The organism is Weissella bombi, assembly GCF_900094835.1.
Lineage (GTDB): Bacteria > Bacillota > Bacilli > Lactobacillales > Lactobacillaceae > Weissella > Weissella bombi.
On record NZ_FMAO01000014.1, the window covers coordinates 20,536 to 35,021 of the forward strand.

General features: G+C 37.8%; 15 protein-coding genes and 1 tRNA gene. 1 reads left to right on the forward strand and 15 read right to left on the reverse strand.

Annotated elements, in window-relative coordinates; all coding sequences use genetic code 11:
• Position 1: 1 nt before the first annotated feature.
• The 15 genes from glyQ to coaBC form a co-directional block, all read right to left on the reverse strand.
• Positions 2-928: a glycine--tRNA ligase subunit alpha gene (gene glyQ, locus GA0061074_RS07925; RefSeq protein ID WP_042493498.1), complete on the reverse strand. Its 927-nt coding sequence runs from the start codon at positions 926-928 to the stop codon at positions 2-4.
• 296 nt (positions 929-1,224) lie between these two features.
• Complete coding sequence (recO, locus tag GA0061074_RS07930) at positions 1,225-2,016, reverse strand: DNA repair protein RecO (protein ID WP_092463564.1); 792 nt, start codon at positions 2,014-2,016, stop codon at positions 1,225-1,227.
• A 44-nt stretch (positions 2,017-2,060) separates the two neighbouring features.
• Positions 2,061-2,969: a GTPase Era gene (gene era / locus GA0061074_RS07935; RefSeq protein ID WP_092463565.1), complete on the reverse strand. Its 909-nt coding sequence runs from the start codon at positions 2,967-2,969 to the stop codon at positions 2,061-2,063.
• Positions 2,970-2,994: 25 nt separating this feature from the next.
• Complete coding sequence (locus tag GA0061074_RS07940; protein ID WP_092463567.1) at positions 2,995-3,420, reverse strand: diacylglycerol kinase family protein; 426 nt, start codon at positions 3,418-3,420, stop codon at positions 2,995-2,997.
• A complete protein-coding gene (gene ybeY / locus GA0061074_RS07945) occupies positions 3,404-3,886 on the reverse strand; it encodes an rRNA maturation RNase YbeY (protein ID WP_092463569.1) in 483 nt (160 codons plus the stop codon). Before ybeY ends, GA0061074_RS07940 begins: the two co-directional genes overlap by 17 nt.
• 2 nt (positions 3,887-3,888) lie before the next feature.
• Positions 3,889-4,875, reverse strand: coding sequence for a PhoH family protein (locus GA0061074_RS07950; RefSeq protein ID WP_092463571.1), 987 nt, complete (start codon positions 4,873-4,875; stop codon positions 3,889-3,891).
• A 96-nt stretch (positions 4,876-4,971) separates the two neighbouring features.
• The gene (locus GA0061074_RS07955) at positions 4,972-5,412 is read right to left on the reverse strand and encodes a GatB/YqeY domain-containing protein (RefSeq protein WP_092463573.1); all 441 of its coding nucleotides are present in this window, start codon (positions 5,410-5,412) and stop codon (positions 4,972-4,974) included.
• 76 nt (positions 5,413-5,488) lie between these two features.
• On the reverse strand, positions 5,489-5,674 hold the full coding sequence (gene rpsU / locus GA0061074_RS07960) for a 30S ribosomal protein S21 (RefSeq protein WP_042493485.1): 186 nt from the start codon (positions 5,672-5,674) through the stop codon (positions 5,489-5,491).
• Positions 5,675-5,795: 121 nt separating this feature from the next.
• Positions 5,796-6,677 carry a YitT family protein gene (locus GA0061074_RS07965; protein WP_092463575.1) on the reverse strand — a complete coding sequence of 294 codons (882 nt, stop codon included), beginning with the start codon at positions 6,675-6,677 and terminating at the stop codon, positions 5,796-5,798.
• A 141-nt stretch (positions 6,678-6,818) separates the two neighbouring features.
• Positions 6,819-8,624 carry an aspartate--tRNA ligase gene (gene aspS, locus GA0061074_RS07970; protein WP_092463577.1) on the reverse strand — a complete coding sequence of 602 codons (1,806 nt, stop codon included), beginning with the start codon at positions 8,622-8,624 and terminating at the stop codon, positions 6,819-6,821.
• Between the two features lie 2 nt (positions 8,625-8,626).
• Positions 8,627-9,937 (reverse strand): histidine--tRNA ligase, encoded by a 1,311-nt coding sequence (gene hisS, locus GA0061074_RS07975; RefSeq protein WP_092463579.1) that lies wholly within the window; start codon positions 9,935-9,937, stop codon positions 8,627-8,629.
• A 295-nt stretch (positions 9,938-10,232) separates the two neighbouring features.
• Positions 10,233-11,117 (reverse strand): N-acetylmuramoyl-L-alanine amidase family protein, encoded by an 885-nt coding sequence (locus GA0061074_RS07980; RefSeq protein WP_174855284.1) that lies wholly within the window; start codon positions 11,115-11,117, stop codon positions 10,233-10,235.
• A gap of 123 nt (positions 11,118-11,240) precedes the next feature.
• Positions 11,241-11,681: a nucleoside 2-deoxyribosyltransferase gene (locus GA0061074_RS07985; RefSeq protein WP_092463583.1), complete on the reverse strand. Its 441-nt coding sequence runs from the start codon at positions 11,679-11,681 to the stop codon at positions 11,241-11,243.
• A gap of 121 nt (positions 11,682-11,802) precedes the next feature.
• The gene (locus tag GA0061074_RS07990) at positions 11,803-12,969 is read right to left on the reverse strand and encodes a hydroxymethylglutaryl-CoA synthase (protein ID WP_092463585.1); all 1,167 of its coding nucleotides are present in this window, start codon (positions 12,967-12,969) and stop codon (positions 11,803-11,805) included.
• A 20-nt stretch (positions 12,970-12,989) separates the two neighbouring features.
• Positions 12,990-14,189, reverse strand: a complete 1,200-nt coding sequence (gene coaBC, locus GA0061074_RS07995) for a bifunctional phosphopantothenoylcysteine decarboxylase/phosphopantothenate--cysteine ligase CoaBC (protein WP_092463587.1) — start codon at positions 14,187-14,189, stop codon at positions 12,990-12,992.
• Positions 14,190-14,412: 223 nt separating this feature from the next.
• On the opposite strand from coaBC, the gene GA0061074_RS08000 reads away from it, so the two are divergent.
• Positions 14,413-14,484, forward strand: a tRNA-Glu gene (locus tag GA0061074_RS08000).
• The last annotated feature ends 2 nt before the right edge of the window (positions 14,485-14,486 follow it).

Sequence of the window (14,486 nt, forward strand, 5' to 3'; positions counted from 1 at the left end):
GTTAGTTTTCCTCCTCATCAGCTGGCAAATACTTTGCCCGCAATGCTTCATCCTTTAACAAAGGGAATCCCAGTTTCTTACGCTCATCGATAAATGCACGTGCAACTGAACGTGCCATATTACGAATACGTGAAAGATATTTAGCACGTTCAGTAACTGATACAGTACCACGTGCATCCAACAAGTTAAAAGTATGTGATGATTTCAAAATGTAATCATAAGCTGGGTGTACTAAACCATCAGCCAATAACTTCTTAGCTTCAGCCTCATATTCATTAAAGTGACGTAGCAACATCTCTGAATCTGACTTTTCAAATGAGTAAACAGAGTGCTCATATTCAGGTTCTTTAAAGATGTCACCATACAAGACACCATTTCCCCATTCCAAATCATAAACTGTTGGTACGTCTTGAATGTATGATGCCAAACGTTCCAAACCATACGTAATTTCAGATGTAACGGCATCAACTTGAATACCACCAACTTGTTGGAAATAAGTGAATTGGGTAACTTCCATACCATCAAGCCAGATTTCCCAACCAATACCTGCAGCACCCATTGATGGGTTTTCCCAGTTATCTTCGACGAAACGAATATCATGGGCTAGTGGGTCAATTCCCAAAGCTTTTAATGAATCTAGGTATAATTCTTGAATATTATCAGGTGATGGCTTCATCACTACCTGGAATTGATGGTGTTGGTACAAACGGTTAGGGTTGTCACCATAACGACCATCGGCTGGACGACGTGATGGTTCAACATAGGCAGCATGCCATGGTTCTGGACCATTAGCACGCAAAAAAGTGTAAGGACTCATAGTTCCTGCACCTTTTTCCGTATCATAAGCCTCCATTAACATAGCCCCTTGATCGGCCCAAAACTTTTGTAACGTCAAAATAATATCTTGCACACTCATTTTTGCGCTCATTATGACAAATTCCTTTCTTTTGACCAGGAAAAACCACAAAAAAGCCCTACATCAACCATACTAAAACGGTCAATGTAGGGACGATAATATCGCGGTTCCACCCTACTTCTGGTATCACTACCAGCAGCTTTTTTCATTTAGTTTATTAGCTAATGACGCCCCTTAATTACAATCAGACCATTCTCACATTAACAATGGCTTGCTGTGCTGATTATTAATTAATTCTTTCATTAGTATGCGTAAGCTTTACAATTTATAAGTTTAGCACGCCTTATCATCTTGTCAATAAGGACATTCTACGACTCATCTTCTTTGGCTGATGACTGCCGATTTATCATCCGATTTTGCCATCCTGTTAATTGCTGAATAAATGATTTAGCTCGCAAATGAATTCCAACTTGATCATCATATAATTTATCCATTAACCGAGCCATTTCCTGTTTCGTTTTATCCTGTAAATTCAACGAACCTAGTAGGTGCAAATCAATTTCAGCCAATTTTGACAAAATACGAACCGCCCGATTATCAATATGCATGCGATATGGATCAGTATCCCAATGTTGTTGGCATAACGTACCATTTAATTTTTCAGAAAAATCTAGTGGCAAATCACGACGACCGCAGATGACACATTGTCCCCAAGTCGGTTGAATACCAAAAACCGGTAACAATTGCACTTCAAAATAGTTAGCAATTCCTTGTGGATCAAGTCCCTTTTCCATTTTTGTAACTGCTTCCGCCACCAAATCATACCACTTCGTAATCGGTTGATTGTCGACAAAGGCCGCATCAATTAACCCCATAATATAAGTCATATAAGCATTCAACACAATATCAGTCATCAAAAAGGATGTCGGCCGTGTTGCTTTAACATCATTGATAAAGCTCAACCCTGTTGTGTTAATAACACCTTCAAATGTCGACATACTCAAAGGCTGCATTTCTGCAGCAAATTGGTAACGTTTGCTCTTACCATAACGGACATAAAACATTCTTTTACCAGCCTGACGCGTCAACATCTTAACCATCAAATCTTTTTCTTTATGATCACGTTGATACATTACAATCGCATCAAAAACCTCTGTCATTACATTCACCTAATAAAAAAGAGACTAACAGTCCCTTTCCCTTACTAAATATCTGAATCTTCTTTGTAACCGTATGATTGCAAAGCTTGTGGCTTATCACGCCAACGATCTTCAACCTTAACCCAAGTTTCAAGGAAAATTTTATCACCTAATAAGCGTTCAATATCCTTACGTGCACGAATACCAATCTGCTTAATCATTGATCCTTGCTTACCAATCACAATATTCTTTTGACTTGCACGTTCCACAACAATTGTTGCCTGAACATGCAAGTGTTGTTCATCTTCACGTTCAATTTTATCAATAACAACTGCAACAGAATGTGGCACTTCTTGACGTGTTAACTCGAGTACTTTCTCACGAATCAACTCACTCATTATGAAACGTTCTGGGTGATCGGTAATTTGATCTGCTGGATAATATTGTGGACCAACAGACATGTGATCCATAGTAAATTGCAATAACTCTGGTACACCTTCACCAGTTAATGCAGATACAGGGAATATTTCAGCAAAGTCCATTTGCGTATTATAATCAGCAATTTGGTTTAATACTTCAGCACGATTGATTAAATCAACTTTATTAATAATCAAGTACACTGGTGTTTTTGATTCTTTTAAACGATTAATAATGAAATCATCACCAACACCACGCTTTTGATCAGCGTTAACCAACATCCATACCATATCGGCCTCACGTAAAGCAGACATCGCCGTCTTTACCATGAAATCGCCCAATGAATTGTGGGGCTTATGAATACCTGGGGTATCCATGAACACCATTTGACCTTCATTAGTCGTATAAATTCCTTGAATCTTATTACGGGTCGTCTGTGCTTTTGGTGACATGATGGCAATTTTTTCACCAATCATCTTATTTAAAAGGGTTGACTTCCCCACATTTGGTCGACCAACCAACGCAATAAAGCCAGATTTAAACTCTTGTTCGCTCATTAATATTCTCTCTATTTCTTTTATTTTATCTAAAAACCATTTGTAGGTTAGGTAATAAGTATGGCTGGAAAATTAATACACCCACTACTACCGCAAAGAAAGCTGCGGCTAGAACACCACCAGATGCGACATCCTTAGCTACTTTAGCTAGGGGATGATAATTTTCACCAACAATTAAATCAACAATTGCTTCAACAATTGTATTTAAAAATTCTGCACTTATAACCGTAAAGACAGCAACTGAAATCCAAAGCCAATCTGACCGTCCTAAATCTACGTAAATACCAACAACCAAAACAATACAAGCAGCCAAAATATGAAAACGCATATTACGCTCACGCGCTAACAATTCACCAATTCCCGCTAAAGAATGACCCAACGCTTGCAAAAAGTGAGAATTTTTTTCAATTTGTTTTTGGTTATTATCTTTTTTATTATCGTTTAAGTCCATAATTGTCTAATATTTCTCGTTGTAAGTCGAACATCACTTTTTCGTCTTCTTCACTAAGCATGTGATCATACCCATTTAAGTGCAAAAAGCCATGTACAACTAGGAAACCTAATTCACGTTCATATGAATGCTCTAAATACTCAGCCTGTTCACCAATTTTATCAACCGAAACAATGATATCACCAATATTTTTAGCAATTTCATCACTCATATCTTCATCCATAATTAATGGTAAGTCGTCACCATCATCTTCAATAGCAAACGAAATAACATCAGTTGGCTTATCTAACCCGCGGTATTCACGGTTATAACGTTGAATCTCATCATTGTTAACGAAAGTAACTGACATTTCAGTATTATCAGGTAATGAAATATATTTACCTGCATAATTTAAGACATCATTTACTAATTTAATTTGTTCCTCAGGTACACCTGGTTTTGATTGATCAATTATTGCTAAGTCCATGTTTAATCCTTTTCAGTTTTCTCTATATCTTTTGTATCGTATGAATCGTAAGCATTAATAATTGCCCCAACAACTGGATGACGTACAACATCATCAGCATTGAAATTAATAAAGGCAATGTGGTTAACGTCTTTTAATATGTGTTGTGCTTGTATTAGGCCGGATTTTGTATGAGATGGCAAATCAATTTGAGAAATATCCCCATTCACTAGCATTTTTGAGCCAAAACCAAAACGCGTTAAGAACATCTTCATTTGTTGCGGTGTAGTATTTTGCGCCTCATCCAAAATAATAAAGGCACTATCCAACGTGCGACCACGCATGTACGCCAATGGTGCGATTTCAATTGTTTCGCGATCCATTAGACGTTCTGTATGTTCTTTACCCAAAATAGCATATAATGCGTCGTATATTGGTCGTAAATAAGGGTCAACTTTTTCTTTCAAGTCACCCGGCAAAAATCCAAGACTTTCACCTGCTTCAACGGCCGGTCGAGTAATAACAATACGATCAACATCACCACGTTTAAGTGATGCTACCGCCATGACTACTGCCAAATAGGTTTTCCCAGTTCCAGCCGGTCCAATTCCAAACGTTACATCGTTTTGGCGAATTGCGTGAATGTAGCGGCGTTGCCCATAGTTTTTAACCCTAACTGGATGTCCTTTGGCATCACGTAACAGTGTTTCAGTATACATATCCTCAAAATATTCAATTGTACCGCGCTTAGCCATGTTAATAGCTGAAATAATATCAGCCGGACTAATTTTAACGCCGCGTTTTATCAAAGAAGTTAATGCACTAATAACTGCTTTAGCTTGAGATACTTGTTCTTCATCACCCTTAATCGTCAATTGACTACCCAAGACTGATAAACTAACAGTCAAACCATCTTCAATTAAACGTAAGTGACTATCTTGTGGACCTACTAAACCAATTTCTTGTTCTGCATTTTCAAAATGATAATTTTCTTCAACTTGAACTGTCAACCGTTACATTCCTCACATTTCAAAATATTTGATTAGCTACAACATACATTATACGCCAATCATCTATGTATCGAGGTTGTCCCCGCTCTACTAAGATTATAGTAAAGTTTGTACCTTTTGGCTAACCATCTTACCGTCGGCTTTTCCTTTAACCTTTGGCATCAAAGCGCCCATAACTTTTCCCATATCAGCTTTGCTAGTTGCACCAACTTGTGCAATCGTTTCTTTAACAATTGCTTCAACTTCATCTTCTGATAGTTGTTCAGGCATATACTTTTTTAGTACATCAATTTGCGTTTGAATACCTGCTGCCAAATCATCACGACCAGCATCTTGGTAAGAAGTCATTTCTTCAACACGTTGCTTCATTTCACGTGACAATACTGTCATTTCATCTTCTGGTGTTAAATCATGGCCAAGATTAATTTGTTCGTTAGATAAAGCTGACTTCACCATACGTACAACACTTAAGGTTTCCTTGTCCTTAGCCTTCATTGCTGTTTTCATATCTTCTGTTAATTGTGCTAATAATCCCATTATGTCACTCCTGTTGTTTTCCTTTATTATACAACAAAACCGGACTATCAACTAGGATAGCCCGGCCTAGATCGTTTTACCGACCCTTCTTGTTCTTGCGCTTACGTGCGGCCTCAGCCTTCAACTTACGTTGTACTGATGGCTTGATGTAGTATTCACGCTTACGGTATTCTTGTAGAGTACCGTCCTTTGATACACCACGCTTAAAGCGACGGAGAGCATCATCAAGAGACTCATTCTTACGAACAACAGTCTTTGCCATAATGTTTACCCTCCCTTCACGTGTGAAGATTTCAACTTATATTTAATATACGTCGCACACTTTGTTCTTTACTATCTTATCAAAAATAGCATAATTGTCAATGCTTTCTTTAAAAAGATTACTATAATTTTGGTTCGTAAAAGCCACCAAATATACGATCAACTCGCCATAATGAAGCCCAAGCAGTTGGATCTGCTTTAAAAATTGCTTCGTGTAATTCAAATTGTTCATACATTGATATAACCGTAAATAAAATTTCTTTATTATGATGGTTATAACCACCTTCGGCATGATGAACAATTGTAATACCGCGATGTAACTCATCTTGAATTTCAGTAATAACCTGTTCTGGATTTTCAGTCACGATCATCACTTGCATTTTTTGCTGCCTTGTATAGACCAAGTCAATAACACGGGCGTTAATCACCAAACCAATCGCCGTAAACAAAGCGTATTGCACACCGAACATTAAACCAGACGCCACCAAAATAAAGAAGTTAAACGTTAAGTTAACCGCCCCCATTTTAGCACCGGTCTTACGTCGGACCAGAATACCAATTATATCTAGCCCCCCCGTTGACAACCCATTACGTAACGCAAATCCGGTTCCGAATCCATTAATGGCGCCACCAAAAATGGCCATCGCCAAAGGATCTTCTGTCCATAAGTGTGTTGGTTGCTTAATCCAATTCATTGCTAACGCAGCTAATAAAATCGCTAACCCCGTAAAAAAAGCAAAGCGTTTACCGATTTTACGATATGCTAACAAAATAAGTGGCAAATTTAAAATAACTAACCAAGCACCAACTGGAATGCTCACGTCAAATAGCTTTTGAATTAAAGTATTTAGTAATTGCGCTAATCCTGTGAACCCCGACGAATAAATATGTCCCGGTGTCCAAAAAAAGTTCAATGCAATCGCTGACGCTACTGCATACACCATTGCACTTCCGATACGTGTCGAATATTTATGATGGTTTACATACTGTTTTAACTGGCCCATTATTCCTTTTCTTTCGTAACAAAATTCAACAAAGTTGCTTATGATTCTACCATGACCAACTATTATACCAAAATTATTTTTAATAACACCATAAAAAATTGCCTTACATAACAATTGCAAGACAATCTTTTAGATAATTTTTTATTCTTCAGCCATATTTGGCGCTGTCACATCTGCATAAACAGGTGCCGTTAACTTCAAATCACCAACAACTTGTGCTTCAGCAACTGGTGTTGGTGCTTCTGTCATTGGTTCTGTAGCCTTTGAATTCTTAGGGAACGCAATAACTTCACGAATATTATCTTGACCAGCCAACAACATAGCTAGACGATCAAGTCCCAAAGCAATTCCACCCATTGGTGGGAAACCATATTCCATTCCTTCTAACAAGAAACCAAATGCCTCATGCGCAGCCTCTTTTGTAAAGCCAAGAGCTGCAAGCATCTTTTCTTGAACTGCCATTTGGTGAATACGAATTGACCCTGAACCCAATTCATAACCATTCAAAACTAAGTCATATGATTGTGCATGAGCTTGATGGGCACCTTCTGTAGTATCTAACAATGGCAAATCTTCTTCATTAGGCATTGTAAATGGATGGTGTGCTGCAATCCAACGGTTTTCTTCTGGCTGATAATCAAACAAAGGCCAGTTTACAACCCATGCAAATGCCCACTTACTTTGGTCAATTAAATCAAGTTCTTGTGCTGTACGACGACGCAAAGCATCTAAGGTAGCTGCAACAACATTAGCATTGTCAGCAGCAAACAACAACAAATCACCAGCATTAGCACCAGTTGCTTGTAATAGTTCTTGTTCCTTAGCCTTTAAGAACTTAGCAATTGGTCCAGTAACACCATCTTCACTAACCTTCAACCAAGCTAATCCCTTTGCACCAAAACGAGTCACATATTGTGCCATTTTATCAATATCTTTACGTGAATAGTGATCCGCACCACCTGGCACAACCACTGCCTTCACTTCGCCACCAGCTGCAATTGCGTTAGCAAAGACACCAAATTCTGAATCAGCCATTAACGCTGATAAGTCTTGTAGTTCCATGCCAAAACGCATATCAGGTTTATCAGTTCCAAAGCGACGCATTGCATCAGCATATTCGATAACCGGAATATTGTCAGCATCTAAATCGTAATCAACCGTCTTCTTCATAATTGCGGCAACCCATTCACCAACCAAAGCCATAATTTCATCTTGGTTCATAAATGACATTTCAACATCAAGTTGTGTAAATTCAGGTTGACGATCTCCACGTAAATCTTCATCACGGAAAGCACGTGCAACTTGATAATAGCGATCAAAACCAGCACCCATTAGCAATTGCTTAAATAATTGTGGTGATTGTGGCAATGCATAAAATGATCCAGGATAAACACGTGAAGGTACTAGATAATCACGCGCTCCCTCTGGAGTTGATTTTGCCAAATATGGCGTTTCAATATCAATGAAGCCATGTTCATCCAAGAATTCATGAGTTGCGGCTGTAATCTTTGAACGAATGCGCAAATTACGTTGCATCTCTGGGCGACGTAAGTCTAGATAACGATACTTCAAGCGCAATTCATCCGAGACATTAATATCATCTTCAATGTAGAAAGGCGTTGTCTTTGATTCTGACAAAATCTTAGCATCAGTAACTTGAACTTCGATTTTTCCGGAACGCAAATTATTGTTAACTGCTCCTTCACCACGTGACTTAACAGTTCCAACAACTTCAATCACATATTCTGTACGCATGCTTTCAGCAACCTTCAAAGCTGCCTCATTAAATTCATTAGAAAATGCTAGTTGTACAATACCTTCACGATCACGTAAATCAACGAAAATTAATCCACCTAGGTCGCGACGCTTTTGAACCCAACCTTGCAAAGTTACAGTTTGCTCTAAATATGTTTCGTCAATTAAGCCGGCATAATTTGTTCGTTTCATAATTATTGTTCCTCATCCTCTTCTGCATCTGTCACATAGTCTGGCAAATTAGTATATAATTCAGCTAACTTTACAGTGAGTTCTTTACCAGTTTTCATATTCTTAATATTGGCACTTTGTTCAGCTAATTCACGTTCACCAATTGTAATCATGTAGCGTGCATTTAAACGATTTGCTGTTTTAAACTGTGCCTTTAGCTTACGATCTTCATAATCACGTTCAGCACTGTAACCAAATGAACGAACTGCCTGTACCATCTGCATGGCTGTTACATCTGTGTCATCCCCTTGATTAGCAACATAAACATCTAAATCATTAGCGGTTGGCAATGGCGCATTTTCTGACTCCAATAGTAGCATCAAACGTTCAAGACCAATTCCAAAGCCAACACCGGGCATTTCTGGTCCACCAAATTGTGAAACCAAACCGTTATAACGACCACCACCTGTAATCGTTGACCAACCATGACCAAGCGCCTTTGCTTGTGTCATTACTTCAAAAATTGTGTGGTTGTAATAATCAAGTCCTCGGACAACATTTGCATCGATTTCATAATCGATACCTAATGCATCCAAATATTGTTGTACCTTTTGCCAATGTTGTTGTGCATCTTCAGTTAAGTAGTCCAAAATTGATGGTGCTTCTGCAACAATTTCTTGATCTTTAGCGTCCTTTGAATCTAGAACACGTAATGGGTTTTTCTCCAAACGTTCTTGTGAATCATGTGATAATTCATCAAAATGAGGTTTCAAGAAATCAATTAGTGCCTGACGATAATTATCACGAGATTCTTGATCACCTAATGAATTTATCTTCACCTTTAAATTCGTAATACCTAATGTTTGGAAGAAATCAACTGCCATTGCAATCACTTCTGCATCCAATGCAGGTGATTCTGATCCTAATGCTTCTGCACCAATTTGGTGGAATTGACGCATACGACCAGCTTGTGGACGTTCATAACGGAACATTGGTCCAATATAGAACAACTTATATGGTTTAGCATGTTCCGGACCATATAATTTATTTTCAACGAAAGCCCGTACAACACCGGCCGTTCCTTCTGGACGCAAAGCGACGTGACGATCACCTTTATCTTTGAAATCATACATTTCTTTTGTTACCACATCTGATGTATCACCAGCTGAGCGTGAGAAAACATCAAAATTTTCAAAAATTGGTGTGCGTACTTCTGCATATTGATAATCACTAAACAACAACCGGGCTGTTTCTTCAACATAATGCCATTTAATTGAATCTCCTGGTAATAAATCAGCAGTTCCTTTAGGCTTTTGGAATAATTGTTTTGCCATTGTTTCTTCTCCCATCAGTTTTAAAAAATAAAAAAACACCCCTAACGATAATTAAGTATCGTCAAGGGTGCTTATCAAAAAAGCACGGTACCACCTTGTTTTTGGCTAAAAACCGTAACGTGGTTCAACGCACAATCATGTGACCTTAAAAGTGTCCCCTCAACTTCTGCAAAACGGACTTACACCTACCTCCGCTCGCTTTGTTTGCGCCTATTGAGTTTGCTTTCTCATTGGTTTTATTTCAAAATATTATACTTCATTATCGTATAGTTATAAACCATCGTCAAGTGGACATTTATTGTCCTGTTTCTACTTGGTCCGTTAAGTAATTTTGCAACCCAACCGGTACTGCCTTAGCAACTTTTTCTTGATACTTACTTGATTTAATATATTTGAAATCTTTTTTATTATTCATATAACCACTTTCCAACAAAATTGCTGGCACAGTATTTTGTCGAATAACTAAGAAATCACCAAATTCAACACCTTTATTTGTTAATGGTAAATTCATAGCCGCGTTGACATTTTTAGCCAAATTATATGAACCATTATTGCGGTGATAGTAGTACGTTGTAAATCCAGTTGCCTGATTTTTTTCAGGCGCCGAGTCAAAATGGAATGACAAAAACAAATCTGCATGATTGTCTTCGGCAACTTTTGGAATTTTAGCTAAATAGACGATTTTATCCGTGCTACGTGTCATAATCACACGTGCACCCGTCTTGGCCAATTCTTTCTTGACACGCTTAGCTAATTGCAATGTATATGTCTTCTCGTATTTATTATTAATTGATAGTGACCCAACATCAGAGCCCCCGTGTCCTGGATCTAAAACAATTGTTGCTTCTGATAAAGGCGTAACCTTTTTAAGGGGTTCTTTTCTTTTTAATAACCAGCCAGCAACCCAGCCCGTTGACTCATCATCACGACGAACTTGATACCAGCCTTCTTTCTTTTGAATAATTTGTAAATGTTCACCCTTTTTTAAAACAGATATTGGTGAACCTTGAATACCATAATGCTTACGCAAAGTTAAATTAGGAATTTGTACGGTTATTTGCTGCTTATGTAGCATAACAACAGTTAAGGAAATTGCTGTACTCAACATCACGATGACTATCGCTAACGGTGCCCAAAATTTTATTAACCATTGTTTTATTAATTCTATGACTTTTTTCACAATTTGGACCTCATATTTTGGTTATCTGACCATAATTTTACCCTTTTTCAAAAAAAATAGCGATATTAATACAATAAAAAATAGCTGTTAAGTAACTAACAACTATTTTTTCAATTTCAATTTTTAGAAAGTCTTTCCAGTCCAAGTATTAGCAGGTAATTTATCAAAATCATAACTTGCAATCTCAGCAGCATCCGTTACTACGGCATGAGCTGGTGACGAAATCATCAAATTGATAGCACCTTCCTTCTCCTTCACCAAGATAACTGGCTTATTCATAGCTTCTGAATAACCAATTTCCCAAGCTGTTCCTGGATCAACATAATCATTATCATAATCGATAACTGCAACAACAACTTCTGCTGGATCTAAATGTTCTTTGTCACCCTTATAAATAGCTGCTGCCCATTCTTTTGAACCAAATTCAAATTCATCATGCACTTCTGTTCGTGGACTAAAGAATTCAGAAACTGTTTCATTATCAGCCAATGCCTTCTCTAGTCTCTCAATACGGTCAATTTGTTCGTCATCAAAAAATGGTCCCGCTAAATATACGCGCTTCATAAAATTATCCTCGTTCTATATTATTAATATGTTTCATTTTAACTAATAAATACCGAACAATCAATTAATAAATCACATATTTTTTTATATTTTAGGAACTTAAATTGAACTTTTTTTGATTTTAGTGACAAATATACTGACGTTGTTCATTTTCAAGACCACTCAACACAAACTTTGCATCGTCATGTTGTGTATCTAACTCACGATCTGCAGCCCCTGATAGTTGATTGTTAAAAATAGCTTCATACTCCGGAATCGTTACTTGTTGACGACTAGCAAACAACTCTTCTAGCTGCCCACTAACTAACCCACCTCTGAAATGAGGACGCAAAGTAAGTGAGTAGAATTCTCCTTCGGCACCTGATCCATATGAGAACATTCCCACACGATCGCCTAACTTTAGCGTGGTTGAATTAGCTAATAATGAATATAAACTCAAATACAATGAACCCGTATACAGATTACCAATACGCTTACTATAAACACGGCTGGCCTCAAATTCTGCCATTAAAGCAGCCTGCTGTTCTTCACTTGCTTCAGGTAATACATCGCGTAATGCTTTTAGCCCCATCTTAGTGAATGGTAAGTGGAATGCTAGTGCCTTAAAGTCTTTAATACTACGGCCTGACTTCTGCTTATAGCGTGTCCAAACAGCTTTAAAAAAGTCTTGGTAAATATTAGCTGAAAACTTACCATCAACGCGAGCAGTATCGGCATATATAGGGCGCCAAAAATCCATGACATCACGTGATAAATATTGATTATCTTGATTGATTTCAGCAATTGCTGGATCAGCTGACACCAACATAGCAACAGCACCACCACCTTGTGTAACTTCACCACTCGTATGTAGACCATAACGAGCAATATCCGAAGCAACTACAAGTACCTTTTCAGTTGGATGCAATGTAACATAATCACGGGCTTGCATTAAGGCAAAAGTACCAGCATAGCAAGCTTGCTTCATTTCAATTGTGCGTGCATATGGATTAATGCCCAATAAACGCTGCAAATAAACAGCCCCTGACTTTGAATTATCAATACCTGACTCTGTTGCAAACAAAATCATCGTGATAGCTTTACGATCTGAAGCCGTTAACATTTCATCGGCAGCATTTGCAGCCATTGTCACAACGTCTTGAGTTGGTGGAATGACGGCTTGTTGTGTCTGACCAATTCCAATCAAATATTTATCAGGTTCTTCACCACGTGCATTAGCTAATTCAACCATATCAATATATTGCTGTGGTGAGAAAAAGCTCATCTTATCAATTCCAATAACTGTCATTTTTTATTACCTGCCATTTATTAATTAATTGCTTTACTAATTTTTTGCATAACTTCTCGTGCTACTGCCAACTTACTTTGTAGTGGCAACACTTGAGGTTCATGATTTTTAGTTAAAATAGTTACCTGATTCGTGTCATAACCAAAACCAACTTGATCTTTAGATACATCATTAGCGATGAGCATATCAGCATTTTTCTTAACTAATTTCTTTTGTGCGTACGTTAAAAGATTTTGTGTTTCAGCAGCAAAACCAACCAAATATTGCTGCTCTTTCATTGCACCTAACTGAGCTAAAATATCAGGATTTTCAACCAAGGTCAATGTTAATTGACCTGATTCTTGCTTTTTTAACTTATTTGTTGCTGGTTCACCCATTCTATAATCCGATACCGCTGCTGCCATTATCATGACATCAGCTTCAGGCAATGCTGCAATCATTTGATCAGATAAATCTTGTGCTGATTGAATATGAATGGTTTTAACACCAATTGGATCAGGCAATGTTGTTGTCGCAGATACCAATGTTACCTGTGCACCTTGTTCCACAGCAGCTTGTGCAAGTGCATAGCCCATCTTTCCTGATGATCGATTTGAAATATACCTAACTGGGTCAATTGGTTCAACCGTTCCACCAGCTGATATCACAACATGCTTACCTTTTAGCACGCCAACTTGCTGTCGTAGCGCTAATTCGCCATAGGCCAAAATATCAGTTGGTTCTGGTAACCTGCCCTTACCTGCGTAGCCTTCTGCTAAAAAGCCATCGTCTGGTTGGATCACGATATCACCATCTGCCATAATTTGTTGCAAGTTTCTTTGAACCGTCTTTTGAAGATACATGTTTTCATTCATCGCTGGCGCAATAATTAGAGGTGTGTGCCTAGCAGCTAGCACAGTACTAGCAGCATCATCTGCAATGCCATTAGCTATTTTAGCAATAATATTTGCTGTTGCAGGAACAACAAACATATAATCCGCCCAATCAGCTAGAGCAATATGATCAATGGTTGCATCTGTTTCATCTATAAATAAATCCGTTAAAACATGCTCATTAGTTAACACCGCCATCGTCTTGGGAGTAATAAACTCCGTTGCCGATTTCGTCATTACCACTTTAACATGCGCATTTTCTTTAATTAATAAACGTGCAAAAATTGCTGCCTTATACGCAGCAATTCCGCCACTAATAATTAATACGATATTTTTTTCTGAAAACATACGATGTTCTCCTTATATTCAAAATCACGATATGCTAAGTCTACCACTTTAGGCACTTAGTCCTAATAATTACGTGCATTATTTACAATCGTCATTTTAGCGATATTTCACGCTAATGGCAATCTTTTTAAGTTTTTAGCAAATAAAGTATTGCATCATTTCAATTCATCTGGTATATTATTAAACGTTGTTGAAACAGCAAGGTTTATCATTTTTATATTATGGCTCATTGGTCAAGCGGTTAAGACTTCGGTTTTTCACACCGACATCCAGGGTTCGACTCCCTGATGAGCTATT